This window comes from Nocardia arthritidis (genome assembly GCF_011801145.1).
In the GTDB taxonomy this organism is placed as follows: Bacteria; Actinomycetota; Actinomycetes; order Mycobacteriales; family Mycobacteriaceae; genus Nocardia; species Nocardia arthritidis_A.
In genome coordinates, this window is sequence record NZ_CP046172.1 from 2,211,303 (window position 1) to 2,234,286 (window position 22,984).

Consider the following 22,984-nt stretch of genomic DNA (forward strand, 5'->3'; position numbering starts at 1 on the left):
CAGGCGATCTGCGGCTCGTGCCGCAATGCAGGGGAGGTGCCTGAAGGATCGACGCGCAGAACGCCAATCTCAATTCATGAGACTGTCGTTTCTTTTGCGACCTTAAATTCTCGAATAGTCCTTTGTGTATACAAAAACGGCTTGAGAAAATGATGGCCACAATCGGCATATTGGGAGATGTTCACGCCGCGTATAGAGTGCACAGTGCCTTTTTCGGAATCGCGGAGTAGCCTCCGCCCCAGAGATGGACCTTCGCAATTGTCAGTTTCTGACGAAATCTGGACTCCCAGGATTAAGTACTGCGATGCTGGAAAGTCCACGATGTTTGCGAAGTTGCTCGTTGCTCGATCTGGCCATGCTTTATGGAGTCTGCATTGGAGAACTGGGAACACGTCAGGCCTGAAAATGAATGACTCGCAAATTTCATTTAAGCTGCTGAGCGCGATGTAATGTGCGCCATACTAGGGAGGCCACAAATGCGGCACGGAACCTACGACCTTACGGACCCCGCGCTGTACTCGCATGGAGATCCACATCTCGTGTGGCGGAGGATGCGGGAGGAATGTCCAATTGGTTGGCATCATCGCCACGGCGCGGACGGGTTCTGGTCAGTCACCGGCTACGAGCCTGGAAATGTAGTTCTGCACACCGCTAGCACCTATTCGTCAGAGCGTGGCGTCCAGTTGCGCTCGCGGTTGTCCGTGCCCAACTCTGCCGCAGGCCGAACCTTGGTCCTGGTCGATCCGCCAAAGCATGGCAAGTTGAGGGGACCGCTTCGGAAGCTGTTTACGCCGAGATCGATCGCGGTGATGGAACCGCGCGCTCGCCGTGTTATCAGATCGTTACTCAGGACTGTGTCGGGCGCCGGTCCGTGTGACTTTGTCGGCACTGTGGCTTCACGCATTCCTATGGCGGTTATGGCCGAACTCTTGGGTGTTGAGCCGAAAGATGTCGAGACCATGGCTACTCTAGCCGACGCTGCGGGTGATGAGTCGCTGGATTGCAATGGTTTGACGACACAGGAAGCCCATATCGCTATTCTCATGTATTATACGGATTTGCTGGAGGTGCGTCGTTGTCAACGATCTGACGACGTGATGTCCGCACTTATTGGTGCACAGGAGAGCGGTGCCGCGATCACCGACGATGAAATCGTCCTCACTTGTGAAAACGTTTTCACGGCATCCGTAGACACGACCAAATCCGCGATCGGGTCGGCTTTGCTGACGTTGCTCGATCATCCCGAGCAGTGGTCAAGGTTGGGCGGCGGGGTCTCCTTAGACGCGGCCGTCGAGGAGATTCTACGATGGGTCGCGCCTGTCACTCACGTGCTGCGTACTGCGTCGACCCCGGCAGTACTCGGCGGCGTCGACATCGCGGCAGGAGATGGAGTTGCCGTGTGGCTTCCGTCAATGAACAGGGACGACGCAGTCTTCCCGGACGCCGATAAACTGCGCCTCGACCGCATTCGCAATCCGCACCGCACGTTCGGCGCCGGGCCGCACTTTTGCATCGGTGCTCCTATCGTTCGTCTCATCCTGCGCGTGTTCCTTGAGGAACTTAGGTTGGGCGTCGGAAAGATCGCGGCTGCCGGAAAACCAAGCTTCTTTCCTTCCTATATTCTCAGCGGCCCGGCCGCTCTTCCTGTCGAACTGGGCTCCCGCTAGGCGAGCCGGAAGTACGGAGGTTCGATGTCACGAATGCGAGTACCCCGAGAGAGCTACAGCGCAACGACGTCCGGTTGCGGATGCTCCACAATTCCGACCCAGTTCGAGGCGCAGGTTGCCCGGACACCTGGGGCTATCGCGGTTGCCGGGCCGGCAGGTGTCCTCGCGGATGGGGTGCTGACCTATCGTGAATTGAATTCCCGGGCCAACCAGCTCGCCAGGTACCTCGTTGCCCATGACGCAGGTCCAGAGCGGCTTGTCGGTCTCGTTCTGGATCGCACCGTCGACGCTGTCATCGCGATCCTCGCAACCTTGAAGGCAGGCGCTGCGTATCTGCCGATCGATCCTGTCAGCCCCCCCGGCAGGATTTTGGGTCTGCTTGCCGATGCCTGCCCAGTTCATATTTTGATGACTGCGAATGTTTCGATTCCGAACATGTCGACAACATGGCTAGCGGGCGGTGTTTTTCTTGAGAGGCTACGTGCTTATGACGACTCCGATCTGGCTCCTTCTCTGTTGCCGGATAATCCCGCGTACGTGATCTACACCTCTGGCTCCGCAGGTGAGCCGAAAGGGGTCGTGGTAACACATAAGAACGTCGCTCGTCTGTTCGGTGAGATCGACCGTTTGTTTCGGTTTCGTGCCGATGATGTTTGGGTGTTGTTCCATTCATACGCGTTCGACTTCTCGGTTTGGGAGCTATGGGGATCTTTGCTCAACGGCGGCAGGCTAGTTGTGGTGCCGTACATGGTATCGAGGTCACCACGCGCATTCTTAAAGATGTTGCGTCGTGAGAAGGTGACCATTCTGAACCAGACGCCATCAGCTTTCTATCAACTCATGGACGCCGATCAGGTGGAGGCAGATTCCGAGTCCTTGGAACTCAAGGATTCCCTCGCGCTTCGGTACGTATTTTTCGGGGGGGAAACGCTCGACCTAAAACGGCTTGTAGGCTGGTACACCCGACACTCGGACAGCACTCCGACTCTGGTCAATATGTACGGCATCACCGAGACCACGGTGCATGTCACTTATATCGCACTAAATCGCCAATTGATAGCCGATGCTCAGGGGAGTTTGATCGGCGCCGCCATTCCAGATCTTGAGCTACACCTACTAGATGACAAAATGGAGCCCGTGCCGCCCGGAGTTCCTGGGGAAGTTTATGTGTCAGGTGGAGGTCTTGCGCGGGGGTATCTTAATCGACCGAGTTTGACAGCTACGCGGTTTGTGTCGAATCCGTTTGGTGGTGCTGGTTCTCGATTGTATCGGACAGGGGACGTAGCGCGAATTCAGCTCAATGGTGCGATCGAGTTTCTTGGTCGCGCTGATTACCAGGTAAAGGTTCGCGGTCATCGGATTGAGTTGAGGGAGATTGAAGAGGTATTGCGGAGCTGCACATTGGTGGACGACGCAGTTGTCGTAGCGCGGGAGGATCGAGCTGGAGATCGGCGTTTGGTGGCCTACGTGACCGGACCCGGTGTTTCCAATGTCGGAGTGTATGAATGGGCACGGAGCTGGTTGCCGGACTACATGGTGCCATCGGCATATGTAGTGCTTGACAGCTTTCCATTGACAGTAAATGGAAAATTGGACCGGCAATCATTGCCGGCACCGAGTGGGGGAGACGTGCCATCGGACGTTGATTTCGTGGCGCCGTCATCGCGGGTGGAGATGATGCTGGCGGAAATTTGGGAGGAGGTGCTGGGTATCGAACGAATAGGTATCGATGATAACTTCTTCACTCTAGGTGGGCATTCGCTATTGGCAGCGCAGATAATTTCGCGAGTGCGAGAACGCTTAGGGGTAGATATTCCTTTGCAGATATTGTACGGGGCGCCGACTATAGCTGAACTCGCCAACCGAATAGCTGGCGATGCGCCCGGACAGGAGCCTACGATCGAAGTCCTGTGAAGATGCGCTGCAGGTATGTTTCGAGTACGTATTTAAATTCGGCTGACTCCACGAAATGTTTAGAGATGGTAGATATGGCGCTAAACGCCCACGGAGGTCCGCGAGGGCATTCAGTGGTTGACTGGCTGCTATCAGAGGTGAGACGCAGGCGGATTAGAATTTGGGTCGATAATGGCCAGATTCAATACACTGCGTCCAAGGATGTGATGGATGCTGGCTTCCTAGCGGTGCTGCGAGAGCATCGGGAGGAACTCAAGAGCCGCCTTGAATACACGAGTTCCGGAAATCTGTGGCTCAGGCGTTTCACCTCCGGGGCTGGTAGCGATAGAGTTGTTTTCGTGTTGCCGGCGGCCGGATCCGGTCCAAGCGCATTTCGAAAGTGGCGACAGGCTGCACCGGCTGAGGTGGAGATTGTTGTGGTGCATCTGCCAGGGCGGGAGGAGCGAATCGAGGATGTTCCGTTCACGGACGTCGACCCCTTGGCGGATCGGATTGCCGAGCAGATTCTCGACTACGGGAAACGTCCGTTCGCCATCTTCGGCCATTGCATGGGCGCCTTGGTCGGGCGTGAGGTCGCTAAGCGGATCGATAGCCCGTACCTACGAATGCTTGCTGCCGCAGCGGCGACTCCGCCGGACATGGTCGAAGCGGACGGTGACCCGAGTGATAACGATTTGGTAGAAACTCTGCTCAAATGGGGCGAGGCGCCGGTTCAGTTGTTGTCTGATCCCAGCGTAAGGACCGTCTTACTGGCACCGCTCCGAACGGACCTGTCGGTGATGGCTACTTGCCGGAAGCCGTTGTCGAATGCTGAGAAAATCGGTATTCCAGTGGTCGCCTTCGCGGGGTCCAACGATGATTTCATCCCCGTCGAAAAATGTGCACGGTGGGCCGAATGGACGAACTCCTCATTTGAGCTTCAGACGATCAGCGGCGGCCACTTCTTTCCGGTACACCAGGCGGCGAAAGTGTTGACGGCCATCTCTGAGTATATGGACCGGGATTTGGCATGATTTGGTTGGTGCTCCACCCTCGCGGCTATTTGCGGCACTCAACTATGCAAATTGCCTTGTCGCGTAATGTGGGTAGATGTGCACGGGTTACGGAAGGATTCATGCAGTGCATTCACATCTGATAGGCAAGTTTGAAATCGATCACAACAAGGTTGCCATCGAACTTGACCCGAGAAGGGGCCTGCCTTTTATTGAGCCATACGAGGAATTCAACTGCGGACGCTCTACGCGAGGTGAAGGTCAGCTTATGCTATGTTCCCCCGGCGGAGAGATTGGTGACGGAATTATCACCAATTATGATCCGGGTGCCTCATCGGGGTTCACCGCGTATGGCGAACAGTTGCCGTATGTGTCAACGATCATCGAGCAGGTGCTTTGCGTCGAACACATTCGCTTTGCGCGCATCGTTTGTATGACTTCCAACGTGCTGATTCCGCACCGTGACTACCTGGAATTCGACTCTTCAAACTCGCGGCAGCGCCCCATGCATAGGCTGCATATTCCGCTTATTACTAATGAAGATTGCATGTTCAGCGATAACAACACGGTTTATCGTATGAAGCCAGGAGAGGTGTGGTTTCTCGACGCAACGCAAGTGCACACTGCGGCTGCACTGACAACGCTGTCGCGAATGCATTTGATAGTCGACTTCAACGATGTGCAGGATCGTTCAGAGCTGTTGAACATTGACGCGCTCGAAGAAGAAGGTATCCCCCTGTCAAGTATTGTAGTTCGCCCTCCTCTGTCAAATGCGGAGCGTTTGGCATTGCATTCATTGGCAGCTCTTATCACCGAGGCCAATATACTCGACATATTCGGTATTATCGCTAAAACGCATTTTCGGCGAGACGGCGGCGAAGATTTTTTCTGGAATACAGTCGGCGAGATTGAAGATCAGCTTGATGACCGTGATCTCGCTAAGCGGCTTGATGAACTTCGGGTCTATTACGTGATGGACCGGGATAGATGATTGCTAGCCGAATGATTGCCAAGAGCGGAGGTAAGGTGGATTTGAGTGCGCTACGGAATTGTTATCTTGCCAGATGGTTCGTGGTCTCAGTCCGGCAAGAGGTGGCGGCTGGCTGAGGAGTTCGGGTTCGACCACGCTTGGACCTTTGACCACCTGACTTGGCGTTGGTTGCAGGGCTTGCCGTGGCACTCGGCGGTGCCTACCTTGGCGGCCGCGGCCGCGTCGACTACTCGTATTCGGCTCGGGACAATGGTGGCAAGCCCAAACCTGCGGAACCCGGTCACCTTTGCCAAGGAGATGATGACCTTGGATGACATCTCCGCCGGACGGGCGATCTGTGGGATCGGTGCGGGAGCTGAAGGTCACGACTCCAAGGTGTTTGGGTCCTACCCATTGTCCCGGAGCGATCGTGCTCGTCGGTTCCATGAGTTTGTCGAGCTGACTGATCTGCTATTGCGAAACGAGAGGACTTCGTACGATGGCGACTTCTACCAGGCCAGGGACGCGCATATGTATCCCGGCTGTGTGCAGCGTCCTCGGACGCCTTTAGCGATCGCGGCCGCAGGTTCCCGAGGGATGAGACTTGTGGCTCGGGCCGCGGATGCCTGGATCACTACGGGCGTGCCCGGCCGGTTTGAGCCAAACCGGTTTGATCGGGCGATCGGTCCGCTCCGTGACCAGCTTGCAAACCTTGCCGAGGGTTGTGCTGCTGAGGGACGGAATTTCGATTCGCTCGACAAGATCGTCGTCGCAGGGGTTCAGTTGGGCGGAGTGCTCGCATCCAAGGCGGCGTTCCTCGACGCCAGAGGACTGTTTGCGGAGCTTGGGTTTACGGACATGGTGGTGTTTTGGCCAAGGCAGACCTTCCCATTCGAGGGGCAGGTTAGCGTACTCGACGACATCGCCCCGCTCCTCCTGCATCGGGGTCTGGATGCTGTGGGAGCCAAACGATGAACGGCGCCCAGTCCCTGATGGGCTCGCTGGACGCGGCGGGCGTCACGGTGTGTTTCGCGAATCCCGGTACCTCTGAACTGCACTTGGTCGCGGCTCTTGACGAGACGCCAGGAATACGGGGCGTGCTCTGCTTGTTCGAGGGTGTTGCCACAGGCGCGGCGGACGGATTCGCCCGGATGTCGTCCAATCCGGCGGCTACGCTGCTTCATCAAGGGCCAGGATTGGCGAATGGATTGGCAAATCTGCACAATGCCCAGCGGGCACGCACGCCCGTCCTCAATATTGTCGGAGCCAGCGCCACTACCCATCGGGCGCTTAACGCGCCGCTAGAGTCCGACGTGCCTGCCCTGGCCGCGCCGATGTCGCGATGGGTCCGGACAGCAGCGAGCGCCGAAGCAGTTGGAGCGGATGCTGTCGCGGCGCTGCAGGCAGCGCATCGCTATCCGCGAGGGGTGGCCACACTTATCGTGCCCGCGGACGTAGCTTGGTCACCAAACGGCGAAGTGTCGCTCCCTGTAGCCGACGTTCCACCCTCCACTGTTCCAACCTGCGAAGTCAACCGGGTAGCGAACCTGCTCCGGCGCGGTTCAGGAACGACATTGCTCCTCGGCGGCACCGCACTTCGGCAGGCGGGGCTCGCCGCTGCCAGGAGAATTGGCGAGGCGACCGGCATTCAGGTCATGGCTGAGGCGTTTCCGGCTCGATTCCAACGCGGGGCCGGTGTTTCTCAGGTACCGCAACTCAGCGGGGACTCGATCCGAGCGCGGGTTCAGTTGGCCAACACTCGGCTACTGGTCCTGGTCGATGCAACGATGCCGGTAGCTGCCTTCGGTGCCCCAGGTGTGCGTGGCGAACTGATTCCACTTGACTGCGTTGTGGACCGGCTTGGCAACGAGGGAGACGATGTAGTTACGGCACTGGCCGAACTGGCTGACGTTTTGGCACCGAATAGGCCGCTCCGCGGAACCTCTAATCGACCGCCGCCACGGACCCGGACTGCCCCGCAATCCATCCTGGCTGCTATCGCTGAGCCCATCGCCACGCTGCTGCCTGAAGACGCCATCGTCGTTGACGAGGCGAATACCGCGAGTCCGGCGCTGTCCGCCGCGATGGACTCGGCGGCTCGTCACGACCTTCTCTCGGTGTGCGGGTTCGCGATTGGCGAGGGACTTCCGCTGTCGATTGGCGCCGCGATGGCCTGTCCCCAGCGTCAAGTGGTCTGCCTTCAGGCGGATGGGAGTGCGATGTACACCATTAGCGCCCTATGGACACAGGCGCGGGAACGATTGAACGTCACCACCATCGTGATGAACAACTGCGGCTACTCGATTCTGCGCCGCGAGGACCTGCGAATCCGCGGTGTGGAAGCCGCCGCGTCGGAATTGTTCGACCTAACGGAGCCCAATCTGGATTTCGTGGCCTTGAGTATTGGTATGGGTGTCCCAGCTGTGAGGGCGCGGTCGGCGAACGAACTGGCCAACTGCCTCAGGCGAGCGTTCGCCGAGCCGGGACCACACCTGATTGACGTATCCATAGCTGATTATGTTTGATCGGAATTTGCTCATGTCAAAGGCACGCACTGATCTGACCGTCGAGTATCAAGAACTGAGCAGGCTGTTTGCGGAATGTCTTGAGCTCGGGGTGGTCCAGGCCGACGACGACTTCTTCGAGCTTGGAGGGTCCTCCCAGTCTGCGGTGAGGCTAGCCGCGGAGATCAGAAGAGTCTTTGGGTTGGAGGTGACAATCGCGGACGTGTTCCGCCACCCGAGCATCCGTAAGCTGAGCGCGATGTTAGAGACGATTGAGCCGACCGCTCAGCCGATAACTCGGGCCGATCGTCATGGCAATCTGCCGGTCTCGTTCGCCCAGGAGCGCCTGTGGATTACGGATGCCTTCAGCGGTCCCAACATTCTCTATAATGTTCCTCTTCTCATCGATCTTCATGGTGATTTGGACGTCGATGCTCTGAGCGCCGCAGTCGGAGACGTCGTTGGACGGCACGAGGCGCTGCGCACCTGTATCGTCATGAATGACCTCGATCTGCACCAAGTGGTATTACCTCCGGTCGCCATAGGTATGCGGATCGTATCCTCGACCACAGACACAGTTCGTCGGGATGTGCTCGCCACGGCGAGCAGGCCGTTCGACCTCAGCACCGGGATACCATTGCGAGCGGAGCTGTTCAAATGTGGCCCGGATCGGCATGTCCTTCTACTATTGATTCACCACATTGCTGTCGATGGCTGGTCTCTCAAGGCTATGGTCAATGACCTTGGGTTCGCATACACGATGCGTCTAGCCGGCGCGGAACCAGCCTGGCCGCCGCTGCCAGTGCAGTATGCCGATTTTACTGTGTGGCAGCGCCGAATGTTTGACCTCGACAATCCATCTGAAAATTGCCTGCGACACACAGCCTTCTGGCGTGCGACGCTTGACGGGATGCCGGAAGTGACCACGATGGACACCGACCGACCGCGCCCGGCAGTGCGAAGCCACAGGGGGAGGCAGGTCGAAATCGTGATCGATCGTGCTCGCCATCAGGCGCTCGCTGATTTTGCGCGCGGTAAAGGGCTCACAGTTTTCGTCCTTGTGCACGCTGCCATCGTGGTGTTGCTGCGACTGCGGAACTCCGGAGACGATATCGCAGTCGGCGCGACGGTAGCGGGCCGCCCCGACACGGCGTTGGAAAACCTCATCGGCTTCTTCGTGAATACGGTGATCCTGCGCGTGAATCTGTCCGGTAACCCTAAGATCAGTGAGGTGCTTCAGCGGGTATATCAAACGGATCTCACAGCCATGGACCATCAGGAGTACCCGTTCAACCATGCCATTGCGTTGCTGAACCCAACCCGATCCATGGCATACCATCCGGGGATTCAGATACTGCTCGCCTTCCAAGTGGGACAACTTCTCCCGCCCCGTATGCCGGGGCTGCGGGCCGAGGTGGAACAGTTTGACTTGGGGATCGCAAAGTTTGATCTCACTTTCGATCTCACTGAGTATTTCGAGGAATCGTCGTTGCCGGATGGAATTCGCGGGCATCTGGAGTTCTCTACGGACCTCTTCGATCTCTCGACAGCCGAGTCCATAGTCCATGATCTCGATCGTCTGCTTGGCGTGATTGTGCATGAGCCGGAACTCTGTCTGGACGAAGTCTTTGCCGAGGGCTACTGATGTTTCGTATCTGCAGATCGACAGGGGTGCACTGAGTATGGGGTGGTCGCGTTTCGCGAGAGCTAACAGGAGCTTGCGTACCGAAGAATGGGGTATTGGTCGACAAGGAGGACTTAGAGCCCGGTTATGGAGCATGACGCCGCCTCTGCTGCAGCAGACTTCCTTCCGTCGATTCTGGACGGCGCAGACGATTTCATACTTCGGCGACCAGATTACCTTTGTAGCATTGCCGCTAACTGCGGTCCTCGCACTCCACGCGAACGCCGCTCAGGTGGGGCTGTTGTCCGCGGCGGGTTCGCTGCCGAGCCTGATATTTGCGTTGCACGCTGGCGCGTTCGTTGACCAGTTCGGGAGACGGCGCAAAATGATGATCTTGGCCGACCTACTTCGCGCTGCTTTACTGCTTACGGTCCCGATAACTTACTGGCTCGGCCAGCTGACCATACAGCACCTGTACATCGTCGCCTTTCTGACTGGGTCTCTCGCAGTCGTATTCGGCATCTGCGCAAATAGTCTGTTCGTCGCTCTGGTGCCGAGAGATGATTTTGTGCGAGGAAACTCGCTAGTCAAAGGAAGCTATTATCTTTCATGGGTAGCCGGTCCGACCGCAGGTGGTGCGCTGATACAGGCCGTCTCTGGTCCGATTTCTATTTTGTGTGATGTTGTATCGTTCATCGGTTCAGCCTTGTTACTCAGGTCTATATCGCCCGAAGAACCGCCGCGGATAAAAGCGGGGCGCGGGCATCTAAGCGAAGGATTCTTGTTCATTCGCCGCGCGTCTGCTCTGTTGGCGAAGTTTTTCATCGATGCCAGTTTGAATTTCTTCTACACAATCTACTTCACCCTCCTTTTCCTATTCGCGGCAAAGGAGTTGCGGTTGTCGGCTCTCGCTATCGGCCTTGTACTCGCCGCTGGGGCAGTTGGTGCAGTTGTTGGGTCGGCACTGACCACGCGCGTGAGCCTGCGCATCGGGGTTGGCCCCGCCTTCCTTGTCGGGTCTTTCATCTATCCTGGGGCGCTAGTTCTTGCTCCTATTGCCGGCGGGCCGCAGTGGTTGGCTGCGGGCCTATTGGTCATTGCGGAATTCACCTCTGGCGTTGGCTTGATGATCTGTGATATCTCCGGGAGCTCTATCCAGCAAGCATTGACACCGGACCGGCTGCGTGGTCGCGTACAAGGGGCGTTCATGTTATTCAACAACGGATTTCGGCCGTTTGGAGCTTTGCTGGGTGGCGCGCTCGGCACGTGGCTCGGACTACGGCCGACCTTGTGGGTTGCCTCGATTGGAGGTGTTCTCAGTGTCATGCTGATTTTGCCGTCGTCGATTCGTCGAATGCGTACACTTCCGGAGGAAGCCGACTTTCCGGTTGTCGATTCGGCAGATGCGTAGGCCGCCAAGCGGCTCGATTATTCTTCGCGGCATCGCCTGTGGCTTCGGGTCTAGCTCTGATTACTGAAGTGTGCACGTTGCGAAGGCTCAATACCGCGGACTGGTGGAGTCGGTGCCCATCTGATGTGATAACGGAAGGAAGTGTGTGACTCTCACAGGTGATGGCAACTAGGCGGCAGCAGGTATGTTCTGCCAAGTTCAATTTAACTGCATTAATAGGGGTTATAATGATATCCATTGCGGAGCGAAAGAATCGCGAGCGCGTACGAGCTCTTACGATGAGAGAGAATGCGCTGGTTGTACAACGGACCAGGAAATCAGCAAAGATGCTTGAGGTCGCCAGTCGTTCTTTGTCTGGTGGAGTCGCCTCATCTTATCAATTCCGTAAACCATGTCCAATCTATATAGACCGCGGCAACGGTCCAGTCGTATGGGACGTTGATGGAAACGAGATGTGGGACTTCCACAATGGATTCGGCTCGATGATCCAAGGCCACGCACATCCGGCTATTGGTTACGCCGTTCGCGATCGCTACACCAAGGGAACCCATTTTGCGGCGCCGACAGAGGACGGAATAATCGTTGCCGATGAACTCCAACGACGCTGGGGACTCGGGCAGTGGCGGTATACTAATTCGGGTTCCGAGGCCACGATGGATGCGATCAGGATCGCCCGAGGCTTCACCGGCCGTGACACGGTCATGAAGATTTTTGGCTCATATCACGGTCATCACGATGCGGTCATGGTATCGATCGCAGGCGAGTATGAAACCATTGGACATGCCGATTCGCTTGTGTCCGTGCCATTCGGGGCCGGGATCCCGAAATCGACGGTCGATTTAACGGTCGCCGTGCCTTATAATGACGCCGCGGCAATGGAGCGTCGGATTGAAAGTTTAATCCGGCAAGGGCGTAAACCCGCCTGCGTCATTATGGAGGCCGTGCCGATGAACATGCGGGTAATTCTCCCGGAGCCCGGCTATCTTGAGGCCGTTCGAGAGATCACCAGCCGGTATGGCATCGTTCTGATCTTCGATGAGGTCAAGACCGGGTTGAGTATCGCCTCCGGTGGCGCGACGGAACGCTTCGGTGTGCGTCCAGACTTGGTCACGCTGGCAAAGGCGTTGGGTGCGGGATTGCCGATGGGGGCGGTAGGCGGAACCGAGGATGTGATGTCCGTAGTGAAGGATGGCCGTGTCTACCAGGTGGGTACGTTTAATGGAAATCCTATGTGCATGTCAGCTGCCCGCGCCAATCTTCTGGAGGTGCTGACGCCAGAGGCCTATACCCGTCTCGAAGAACTTAGTAGACGCTTGGTTAGCGCCTGTAATTCTGTTCTCGCAGATTCTGCTATTCCTGGGTATTCGCTGGGGCTAGGCGCGAAAGGTTGTGTTACGTTCTCGGCCTCGAAGATAGTCGACTATCGGAGTTTTCAGGCCAATCGAGACGAAGAACTCAGTCAATTATTCTGGCTCTACTGTTTTAACCGCGGAATATATACCGCGCCAAACCGTGATCAGGAGTGGACGCTGTCGGTGGTGCACACTGCGGAGTCCGTCGACGCGTACGCTGCAGTACTGGGTGAGATGGTATCGGACATTGCAGGTTGAAGAGGTAGATTTTGCAATCGCCGAGCACGGGCGCCTGGGAGTTATAAGGACCCGTCTGGCAAAATAATCCGCCATACCGGACCTCCGTCATAAATCGCTTCATCGACCAGACTATCGGCATGCATTATCGCGAAGGCGTAAGTCAGGGTACTGCTCGCAGCAAGCTATGCGCATTGGCGCTTAAATAGGATGCAATGGTATAGGTGAGACGTCACTGCTGTACAGCAGTGACGTCTGCTGGTCGGGCGACCTATTTATCATCTGATTCACGGGGCATTGATCGCATTTGATTCGTGAGCCGGATGGAGCTGTAACTGGCCATGCGACGCATGAGGCGAGGTGATTGGCTGCGCCGGGCTGCGTTGCCGTGCATTATCAATAAAGCCAACCTTGCTTACAGTTTCCCTGAAACAAGCGGACTATTGACTGCTCGCCAAGGGCTGCCTAGAGTTATTCCTAGATTGTCTGGTGGACGCGGGGCAGGCAGTATTTTGCGTTACTCAGTAAGCTCTTCCGCCGTGTCGGCGATTCTAGAACCGGTGTGGAATATATCGGCCGGAACGTTGAGAGGTGAAATGAATTCTTCAGCCAACGGTTTCGAAGTTTCCCAGCTGTATGATCTCGTTGGTGTCGGTTTCGGCCCTTCGAACCTCGCCTTAGCCGTTGCCGCACAGGAGATTGACCCTGTGCTGAACTGCTTGTTCGTGGAGCGCAGCCCTGAGTTCAGCTGGCATCCAGGGATGATGTTCGAGGGCTCGCGTATGCAGATCTCGTTCCTCAAAGACTTGGTCTTAATGCGCAACTTAGCTAGTCCATACTCATTCCTGAATTATCTGAAGCAACGAGGTAGACTGGAGGACTTTGTCAACCTCGGCGATATCTATCCCTCGCGCATGGAATACAGCGACTATTTGTGTTGGGTTGCGGGCCATTTTGACGATGATGTGGTGTATGGCACTGAGGTGACCAAGGTGTCTTTGGTTGACAGCCGGTTGTTTGAGATTGTCATGCACGACAACAGTACCAACCGTTCCCGGGTAGTTCGTGCCCGCAATGTGGTAGTAGCTCCCGGTGGAACGCCCAAGCTCCCGCGGGGCGTGGACCTGGACCATGTCATCCACTCCAGCCGGTTCTTGCCTAATTTCCCGCAGCGGTGGCCAGATCCTGCGACTCCCCGCCGTCTGGTGGTGGCTGGTGATGGCCAGAGTGCGGCAGAGATCGCGGCGTATGTGTTGCAGCATCATCCCGACACCGAGCTTCACCTGGTGATTGCCAGCTACGCGCTTCGTCCGGCCGACAGCAGTCCCTTCGTCAATGAGCAGTTCTACTCGACTAACTCTTCGAGCTTCTACCGCGAGTCTAAGAGCCGCAGGGCGGGGCAGCTGGCGGACTTGCGTAACACCAACTATGGCGTGGTCGAGACCACAGTGCTCAATGAGCTCTACCGCACCGCGTATCTCGATAAGGTACGTGGCTGCAACAGACTTGTCATCCATCGCTATTCCCGGATTACCGGAATTCGGTCCGACGGCGGCGCCGTAGTTACCATCGAGGACCGGTTCGACGGGACGATGCGTACCATTGACTGCGACGCTGTGGTGATGGCGACTGGTTATGAGCGGCAACTGGATTCGAGAATCTTCGAAGAGGTGATACCTCACGTTGCCTATGACGAGGCTGGCGACTTCATCGTCTCCGAGAATTACCGGGTTGAGCTGAGTCCTGGCCTTACGGCTGGGCTCTATATCCAAGGACTTGGGGAGCGGTCCTTCGGTATTGGAGATACGCTGTTATCTCTGCTGCCATTTCGGTCGGAGCAGATCGTCACTGACATTCGAGATCGCATCGTCACGGCTGTTTATCCGCCAAGACGCCACCTGGAGGAAAACAGCGATAAGCTCTATGCCGTAATCGAGCGCTTCAAGCTCGCGACAGTAGTTTCCGCTCGCGGGATCGACGATCCGGTCGTCACACGGGTGCCGTTAATCCTGGAGCGCGGACGCGGCTCGCACGGAGTCCTGTTCGGCCATTTCGACCGTGCCAACCCACATGCTCGGCTACTCGATGGCCGAGTGATCACTGTCCTTTTCCATGGGCCGGATAGCTATATCTCATCACACGTTTACGCGACGGATCAGTTGCCAACCTGGAATTCGGTGACCGTCGAGGTGCGGGGTCGAGCCCGGCTCCTGCGTGATCGCGACCGCATCGTCGCGGGGCTTTGCCGGATCGCGAAGATCTCTGAGCGCTTCGCGGTCCAATCCACACTCCGTTCTGACGACAAGCGGATTGTCCCGCTGTTAGAGCACATTGTCGCCTTCGAGATTGAGATCACTGACCTCGTGGGGCGTTTCAAGCTCTCCCAGGACCGCGACGAGGAGGACCGGCGGCTGGCCGCCGAGGAGCTAGCCACCGCAGCCGGTGGGCAGCGCGATCTCATCGGATATCTGGTCGACATGTCACTGGAGCAGAAAAGCCATGACTCCGCATTGGTGAACGGCAGCGTTGGTCAGCATCTACCCGGAGGTACACACAGTGGACAGCACACGTAACGACCTGTATGTCGTGGTACGCAACGATGAGGAGGAGTACTCCATTTGGGCGGCCGGTCGAGCCGTGCCAGCGGGTTGGGAGGTTGTCGGAGATCCCAGGCCGAGAGAGGAGTGTCTCGTCCACATCTGCGAGATCTGGACTGATCTGCGTCCCGTGAGCCTACGTCGCAACACGCAGGTGGCGGAGTCATGACGCCGATTCCGGCCTTAGCGCCCCCCGTTTTCCATCACGTTGGGGTGCAGACTGCTGACCTGGAAAATGCGCTCGCCTGGTATGTCGACTTCTTCGGGTGTGAGCCCACTTGGATGCTGACAAGCTTTTCCCCACTCACGATCAGCAGGCTGCCCGGCATCGGAACCCTGGTTGAGCTGGTAGTCGGCTGTGTGCGGTTCCACTTGTTCGACCGTCAAGAGGCAGTTTCAGAGCCGTCTCACGCAACGGTGCCGCAGTACCAGCACCTGTGCTTTCAAGTGCGGTCGCCAGACGAGCTGCGCCGCTGGCGCAGGCACTGGCAGGAACTGCATCGGTCTGCTCGCTACATCTTTGTATTGGACGAACAGCCGACCGAGGTGGTGGTAGACGCCAACGGGATCGAGTGCTTCTACTGCCGAGACGTCAATGGCCTGGAGTTTGAGTTCACCTATACCCCGGAGACCGCGCAGTGACCATGAAAATCCTTGCCGACATGCGTGACCCACAAGTGACGGAATGGAACTACGGTGCATATCGGTATGGGTTGGAGCCGCTCTACCTGCCAAACTCCAAAGAATGCGTGGAACGAGGCAGGTTCGGCGCTTTGATGCCCAAGCCCTGCGATTTGGATGCCGTGAGGTTAGCGGAGCCACCCGACCTGGACCTGCTCGACGAGGTGTTCTGGTTCCGATGGATCACCGGTCACCAAATAACCTTCGTCCTTTGGCAGCTAACAGCCCGAATACTGGGACGACCAACCATGGACCAGGAGACGGCCGAAGTCCTGACTTTTCTGGCTGAAGGCTACAGCGCCATCCTTCTCTACACGAGCTCCTGCACACGCGACTCCTACGAACGCGTGATCCGGCCCTCGATGTACCGCCAGCACCACGGCTTCAGCGGGAGCTGGGCACCGGACTACATGTTGGTGAGGTCGCTATACAACGGTCGGGCCCTAGCGTCGGAACCACGTGACACGACGGAGCGCTTGCACCGGGCTGTGCGGGTGAACCAGCTTGTGCACGCAGCAGTGGCAGCCCGGCTCGTGCCGGGCAGCGAGTCATTGTTGCGTACCTCCATATCGGAGATTCGGCTGCAACCTCGGTCCACGCTCGGGGTGGTCTACGACCAATTCTTCATGACTGTGCGCGAACCGGTCCCCGACGAAGAGATCATTAGCCAGCTAATACGGCGCTTGCGCGCCGTATTGATCGACGTGTGGCGCAACGGGCTCTATCCGGGCGGGTCCGAATCCTACGAGGGACTACCTCCAGAGCTGCGGACACCGTTTATCAGCGAGTGTGAGCACCGGTTCGACGGTATCGCGACCGGGTTGGCGCTGCTGGCCGGCGGCTTAGCGGAATCGAAGGAACGACAGAGGGTGCGAAATGCTTGACCGGAAGATGTTCGTTATGCCTCTTTCCTCAGAGGCTAGAGCCGGGTGCGCGATCCTGGCTCAAACGAATGGCTGCGATGAGACGATCGTCCTCGCCGCTGCGGTGTGCAGCGTGATATTCCGCCACACTAGAGAAGAGGATTTCGTTGTCTCAGGTCGGGTAATGCGCATAACAGACAAGACCCGGTTCCGCGATTTGCTGCTACCTGGCCCCACCGGTTGCGCCGGTCGAGTGGTAGACGTCCGACTAGTACACGAAACGGGCGAGCTTTACGTCACCGCGGAGGATGGAGCGGCCTGGCAGTCGTCGTTCGACAGTCTCCTGCGACACGCGACGGCCGAGCCGGATTGCCCCGTCGGTTCGTTGCGGTTGCTTTCTCCTGAGGAGATCAAACGCGCGTTTGCAGAGATCCAGGCCGATGTCGCGCCAGGCTCAAATCCAGAAGTCCTACACGCGCCTTTTGAGCGATTGGCTCGCGACTACCCAGAACGGTCTGCGCTGATCACCTCCGGAACGACGCTTTCGTATGGTCAACTGAACGAGCGTGCAGATCGTTTCGCTGCCCACCTCGTACGGCTAGGCGCCGGACCTGATACTCCGGTTGGTGTGCTTGTGGAGCGCTCAGCTGAGCTGGTCGTCGCACTATTGGGGGCCCTCAAGTGCGGTGCACCGTTTATCCCGCTCGACCGACGGATGCCGTTCGCTAGGGTGCAGGATGTTCTTCGGGCCGCGGGTACGCACCTACTGATTGACCGCGACGCAGTTTTGGCCGGTACCAGTGTCGAATCCCCGCCCTGCGATACGACCGTAACCCCCGCTCATCCCGCATACATGTATTTCACCTCCGGTTCGACCGGCACGCCCAAAGGCGTCGTTATCGACCATCGGTGCGCCGCGCTTCGGGTCGACTGGATTGTGAGTCGCTATGGCCTAAGTCGAGACTCGATTGTTCTCCACAAGTGCCCCCTCATCTTTGATGTGGCGGTAATCGAAATCATGGCGCCGCTGAATTCTGGAGCGGCCTGCAGGATTGCTGAGCCGGATACTGAGGCGGACGTAGAACGGTTGGCTGGGCTGCTGCAGAACGGTGATGTGACGTTCGTGCACTTCGTCCCCTCAATGCTGAAAACCTTTCTCGCAGGAGTCGGCGATATGAAGTTCCCAGCAGTGCGGTGGGTCCAAACTTCGGGAGAAGCGATGCCTGCGCGGCTGCTTGACCAGGTCAAGGAGTGTTTCGGCAACGCAGAGTTCCATTCGGTCTACGGCCAAACCGAGACCTCTGAGGTCGCCTGCTGGTCCGGGACCGACAAGTCGGGTCAGTTGGAGGTTCCAATAGGCAGGCAGGTGGGGGTCTACCGACTGTATGTGCTAGACGAGGCACTGAATCCGGTACCGCCGGGAGTCCAGGGAGAGATCTGCATCGCAGGGGTTGGAGGCCTGGCTCGCGGCTACCATAACCAGCCCGCGCTGACCGCGGAAAGGTTTGTCCCTCATCCTCAGCCGCTTGTCTCCGGAGAGCGGCTGTATCGCACCGGCGACCTAGGAGTCCTGGACGCGACAGGCGAGATACTGTTCCGTGGCAGAGCTGACACGCAGGCGAAAATCCGGGGAGCCAGGGTCGAACCCGTCGAGGTGGAGGCCATGCTAGCCCAGGCTCCGCGGGTCCGAGACTGCGCGGTGGTGGTTGTTCAGGATGGTCACGGCGACAACGAGCTGGTCGCGTACGTCGTCGGTGACAAACTGTCTCGCGACGAACTGGATGCCTGGCTGGTCGCGCGGTTGCCGAGTTACATGGTCCCTGCTGTCTACATGCTCATGGACTCGCTGCCTATGACCGGATCAGGCAAGCTGGACCGTAGCGCACTACCGGCACCGACCCCAGCTGACCGGGGGGCCCGGAGCACATCAGGGGAGGCCCGGACGCAGCTGGAAGCTGAGCTATCCGCTCTGGTCGCGTTCGTTCTAGGGGTTCCCGAGGTGGGCAGGACCGATGGCTTCTTCGCCATCGGTGGTACCTCGTTGAACGCGACCCGGGTTCTGGTGCGGATCAACGCGCTCTTCGGAGTCACCGTCGATGTTGCCGACTTCTTCGCCGATCCCACCGTTCGAGGTCTGGCCGCACAGGTCGAACGCGGGCTTTTCGAGCTGGTCTCTTCCTTAACGGAAGCAGAGGCAGCACAGCGTCTCGCTGAGCTCGACTCCGCGGCAGGCGAGACACGATGACTATGACGCCAGAGCAGCGGGAACTGATGCGGCGCATCCTCGACCGGCGTTTTTCTGCAGCTCGACGGTTACCGACCCGAGAGCGCGGCACTCGGGTGCCGCTGACCCCATCACAGGCTGGCATCTGGTTCTTCACCCAGCTGTATCCCGACAGCGCCGAGTACAACGTCTTCGATTTACTCGGGGTCCCTATGGTGCTGGGGGCGGCGGACCTGCGCCGCGCACTGGCCAGCATGGTCGAGCGCCACGACGCGTTGCGGCTTTACATCACGTTGGAGGACGGCAAACCCTATCAGTACGATCGGCCACCCTTCGAACCTCAAGTTGGCTGGCATGACCTGCGCGATCTGCCAGATGCCGAGGCTATAAGGCGGGCAGAGGACATCGCCAACGGGTGCGCCCAGACCCTGCTGCCGGTTGACGGGTCACCGCTGTTCTGTGCATCGGGGATCGCGATGCCTGGCAACCGGACACTGGTGGTGCTGGTCCTTCACCACCTCGTCACCGATTACGTATCGTTCACGGTGCTCATCGAGGAGCTGAGCGCGCTCCTGGCCGGCGGCTCACTGACGCCCGCGCCAGAAGCAGGATTTCTCGACTACGCTGCTTGGCTCGATCGGACCACCGACCCCGGCCGTGTCGCCGCCGAGCTGGTGTACTGGACCAACAAACTCACAGGCGACCTGCCTGTCCTCGACATGCCTAGTGACCGAGCCCGGCCTGAGCGGTCGAGTCGACGCGGACACGCGGTCGCTTTCGCCCTCGTGCCGGAGACGGTTGCCGCGCTGCGGCGGCTGGCTGCGGAGGAAGAGACCACGTTGTTCACAGTGGTCCTGGCGGCCTACAAGGTGCTGCTGATGCGATTGGGCGGCCAGCGTGACGTGATCGTGGGCACCGCGCTTGCGGGCCGCGACCATCCCGATGCCGAACGCATCGTTGGATGCTTCATCAAGTCGCTGCCGCTGCGCACGTACATCGACCCCGCAACCACTTTTCGCAAGCTGGTCAGGGCCGTACACACGACTGTAGTCGAAGCACAGGACCATCAAACTGTGCCCTTCGCACAGATCGTTGCCGCGCTAGGGGCACCGCATGGCATCGGCGTCCATCCAGTCTTCCAAGCGGAGTTCGGTTTGGTCGCTCTCGACGGACTGCAGCTTTCTGGAGCCGAGATCAATCCAATCACATTGCTCGACTATAACCAGGCCAAGTGGGACATTTCTGTCACGCTCTGGGATTCGGCACAGCGCGTTTCGGGCACTATGGAGTGCTCGGCTGACTTGTTCGATCAGCCGACAGTGGCCCGGTTCTGCGAGATCTACCAGCATCTCTGCGGGTTACTTGCCGCACAACCGAATTTGGCTGTGGGCCGCCACCCGTTAGTTTCCGACGCCGAGCGCCACCGCATCTTGCATGAATTTGACGGGCGAAGGTCGGTCACCATTGCCCAAGCAACCCTAGCTGAGTTGTTCGAAGCTCAGGTGCGGCGAACGCCCGACGCCGTGGCCGTCGAACAAGGCGAACGCACCTTAGCTTACCGGGAGTTCAACGCGCGGGCCAACCAAGCCGCATGGGCACTGCGGGAGCTAGGAGTCCGGCGCGGAGCGCCGGTGGCGCTGCTCATGCAGCGCAGTATGGACATGCTCGTCGCAATCTATGCGGTTACCAAAAGCGGAGGCGTATACGTTCCGCTCGATCCCGAACTACCGGACCTGCGACTGGCTCACATGCTCGAAGACACCGCCCCCGAGATCACGATCATCGACAGGCGCCGGGAGGTTCGGGTGCCGGGCCGGGCACTCCCCTACGCCGAGCTGATGGAACTCTCCGCGACCATGTCCGCGCATGACCCAGTAAACAAAGGTTCCGGCGGCAATCTGTCTCATTTGCTCTACACCTCTGGGTCTACCGGCAAGCCGAAGGCGGTGGCGTGCCCAGTAGAGACTGCAGTCGCCGACATTCTGTATATGCAACGCCAGCTGAAGTACCAGACGGATGACGCGATCCTGTTCAAGACCTCGTACGGCTTTGACACGTCGCTGTGGGAGATTTTCTGGCCCCTGTATGTCGGCGCACGCATCGTGGTGTGCCCGCCAGGTGCGGAGCGGGATCCAGCAGGGCTTATCGAGCAGATCGAGAAGCATAGCGTTACCGTCGTCGATCTGACACCGACAGTGCTGCGTGCGGTGCTCGACCTGCTTGAACCTGGCCGCTGTCCGTCGTTGCGCTACTTGCACACTGGCGGTGAAATGGTGACTGCAGACCTACGTGATGATTTCTGTTCTCGCTCCGGCGCGGAGTTGGTTAACGGCTATGGCCCGACTGAAACTGGTTGTGCAGTCACCGCGATTCTGAAGGCATCGCCAGACAACCCCACTGTGCCGCTGGGTCGTCCGCACCCCCACTTCCGTCTATACGTACTAGACGAAGCGTTGAACATGATGCCGATCGGAATCCCAGGTGAGGCGTATCTCAGTGCAGAGGTCGGAATCGCGCATGGCTATTTTCAGCGTCCCAGGTTGACCGCCGAGCGATTCCTGCCTGATCCGTACGGGCCGCCAGGTCGCCGCATGTACCGCACGGGGGATCTCTGCAAGTACATGGCGGACGGCACGGTTACGATCCGCGGCCGCGTGGACTCGCAGATTAAGGTTCGAGGGCTCCGGGTCGAGCTTGAAGAGATCGAGTCCGTGCTGCGCGGGGCGCCAGGGGTCTCCGAATGCGCTGTGATACCTGTCGGAGCAGATATGGCTTTAGCGCTAGCCGCATTCGTCGTGATGGAGTTTGGAGAGACCTTGGATGTTGGTGGAGTCCGTGGCTACCTAGCGCAGCGGCTACCTCGACACATGGTGCCCGCCGGAGTCCAGATCGTAGACAATCTGCCGGTCAATGTCAACGGCAAAATCGACCGACAAGCTCTACTCGGATTGTGGCGGGAGGACACGATCCAGACCAACTCCGCCCTGGTCGCGCCGACCGACGAGTTGGAACGACAGCTAGCCGAGGTCTTTGGCGCAGCCCTCGGCCTCTCGCATGTTGGCGTGACCGACAGTTTCTTTGACCTCGGCGGCCATTCACTTCTCGTATTTAGGCTGATTGCAGCCTGCCAACGGCAGCTAGGAATCAAGCCACAGGTCCAGGACGTATTCGCCGCGCCCACCGTGCGGGAGTTAGCCGACCTGCTACGCACTCAGGGGCCCGATCCGCAACGGAGCCTGGTGGCTCTTGGGCCAAGGCCAGGAAGGCCGCTGGTCGTGTTCGTTCATGGTTCGGACGGCTCGGCTCTACCCTTCCATAACGTCGCCCGTCATCTCGGCAGGGAGTACTCGGTCCATGCTGTGAGGGCGGTCGACGGCGAGACATATGCCGACACAATCGAAGAGTTGGCGGCCCAGTACCTGACAGAGATCGACAAGATACGCGGGCTGAGCCCTGTGTGTCTGGCTGGTTGGTCGGTGGGGGGATGCATCGCACTGGAGATGGCGAGGCAGTGGCGACTGCGTGGAATCAAGGTACCTGCAGTACTAATGCTCGACGCATGGCCGCCGCTGGCTGTAAACGCCACCGCCGCGGCCCGGGAGTCGGTGCGAGAAGCCATCCACACAACGAGAATCCCGACAGTCGATGCGGAGGAAAAAGGTCGTCTGACCCGGATCGACGAACGTCACCGCCACGCGCTTTTGGAGTACCGACCAGCGCCCTACGACGGTGAAATCATATTGCTACGGGCAGCCGATCAGACTGATCGGCTCCAGGAAATCGACTCTGTCCCTGATTACGGATGGGGCCGAGTGATCGACCGTGTAGTGGTCCGGCCGATCCCAGGCAGCCACTACACGTTATTAGAACCGGAACACGCGTTGAGTCTTGCCGCCGTGATTCGTGACCTCGTTGATGAGCGGATTTCCTTCGCCGAACTGTGACGGG

The 22,984-nt window shown here is 58.5% G+C and carries 15 protein-coding genes; all 15 read left to right on the plus strand.

Translation table 11 applies throughout. From position 1 onward, the window contains the following. Window positions 1-917 precede the first annotated feature (917 nt). The 15 genes from F5544_RS09850 to F5544_RS09920 all read left to right on the plus strand — a co-directional run bounded on the left by F5544_RS09850 (window position 918) and on the right by F5544_RS09920 (window position 22,980). Window positions 918-1,667, plus strand: coding sequence for a cytochrome P450 (locus F5544_RS09850; RefSeq protein ID WP_167472910.1), 750 nt, complete (start codon window positions 918-920; stop codon window positions 1,665-1,667). A gap of 33 nt (window positions 1,668-1,700) precedes the next feature. Further along, window positions 1,701-3,581: an amino acid adenylation domain-containing protein gene (locus tag F5544_RS09855; protein WP_238847429.1), complete on the plus strand. Its 1,881-nt coding sequence runs from the start codon at window positions 1,701-1,703 to the stop codon at window positions 3,579-3,581. A gap of 74 nt (window positions 3,582-3,655) precedes the next feature. Continuing rightward, entirely contained in the window at window positions 3,656-4,594 is a 939-nt protein-coding gene (locus F5544_RS09860) for a thioesterase II family protein (RefSeq protein WP_275107019.1), read from the plus strand. A gap of 106 nt (window positions 4,595-4,700) precedes the next feature. Then, the gene (locus F5544_RS09865) at window positions 4,701-5,564 is read left to right on the plus strand and encodes an aspartyl/asparaginyl beta-hydroxylase domain-containing protein (RefSeq protein ID WP_167472913.1); all 864 of its coding nucleotides are present in this window, start codon (window positions 4,701-4,703) and stop codon (window positions 5,562-5,564) included. A 45-nt stretch (window positions 5,565-5,609) separates the two neighbouring features. Then, window positions 5,610-6,518, plus strand: a complete 909-nt coding sequence (locus tag F5544_RS09870) for an LLM class flavin-dependent oxidoreductase (protein WP_167472914.1) — start codon at window positions 5,610-5,612, stop codon at window positions 6,516-6,518. Continuing rightward, the gene (locus F5544_RS09875) at window positions 6,515-8,068 is read left to right on the plus strand and encodes an acetolactate synthase large subunit (protein WP_167472915.1); all 1,554 of its coding nucleotides are present in this window, start codon (window positions 6,515-6,517) and stop codon (window positions 8,066-8,068) included. Before F5544_RS09870 ends, F5544_RS09875 begins: the two co-directional genes overlap by 4 nt. A 13-nt stretch (window positions 8,069-8,081) precedes the next feature. Next, complete coding sequence (locus F5544_RS09880) at window positions 8,082-9,692, plus strand: condensation domain-containing protein (RefSeq protein WP_167472916.1); 1,611 nt, start codon at window positions 8,082-8,084, stop codon at window positions 9,690-9,692. Window positions 9,693-9,825: 133 nt separating this feature from the next. Beyond that, window positions 9,826-11,082 (plus strand): MFS transporter, encoded by a 1,257-nt coding sequence (locus tag F5544_RS09885; protein WP_167472917.1) that lies wholly within the window; start codon window positions 9,826-9,828, stop codon window positions 11,080-11,082. A gap of 278 nt (window positions 11,083-11,360) precedes the next feature. Continuing rightward, entirely contained in the window at window positions 11,361-12,692 is a 1,332-nt protein-coding gene (locus tag F5544_RS09890) for an aspartate aminotransferase family protein (protein ID WP_238847178.1), read from the plus strand. A 518-nt stretch (window positions 12,693-13,210) separates the two neighbouring features. Continuing rightward, window positions 13,211-15,244, plus strand: a complete 2,034-nt coding sequence (locus F5544_RS09895) for a SidA/IucD/PvdA family monooxygenase (RefSeq protein WP_167472919.1) — start codon at window positions 13,211-13,213, stop codon at window positions 15,242-15,244. Then, complete coding sequence (locus F5544_RS09900; RefSeq protein ID WP_167472920.1) at window positions 15,228-15,437, plus strand: MbtH family NRPS accessory protein; 210 nt, start codon at window positions 15,228-15,230, stop codon at window positions 15,435-15,437. Before F5544_RS09895 ends, F5544_RS09900 begins: the two co-directional genes overlap by 17 nt. Next, window positions 15,434-15,910 (plus strand): VOC family protein, encoded by a 477-nt coding sequence (locus F5544_RS09905; protein WP_167472921.1) that lies wholly within the window; start codon window positions 15,434-15,436, stop codon window positions 15,908-15,910. The genes F5544_RS09900 and F5544_RS09905 overlap by 4 nt, the downstream gene beginning before the upstream one ends. Continuing rightward, the gene (locus tag F5544_RS09910) at window positions 15,907-16,833 is read left to right on the plus strand and encodes a hypothetical protein (RefSeq protein WP_167472922.1); all 927 of its coding nucleotides are present in this window, start codon (window positions 15,907-15,909) and stop codon (window positions 16,831-16,833) included. The genes F5544_RS09905 and F5544_RS09910 overlap by 4 nt, the downstream gene beginning before the upstream one ends. Further along, window positions 16,826-19,057 (plus strand): non-ribosomal peptide synthetase, encoded by a 2,232-nt coding sequence (locus F5544_RS09915; protein ID WP_167472923.1) that lies wholly within the window; start codon window positions 16,826-16,828, stop codon window positions 19,055-19,057. Before F5544_RS09910 ends, F5544_RS09915 begins: the two co-directional genes overlap by 8 nt. Before the next feature lie 2 nt (window positions 19,058-19,059). Next, window positions 19,060-22,980 carry a non-ribosomal peptide synthetase gene (locus F5544_RS09920; RefSeq protein ID WP_167472924.1) on the plus strand — a complete coding sequence of 1,307 codons (3,921 nt, stop codon included), beginning with the start codon at window positions 19,060-19,062 and terminating at the stop codon, window positions 22,978-22,980. Window positions 22,981-22,984: the final 4 nt, after the last annotated feature.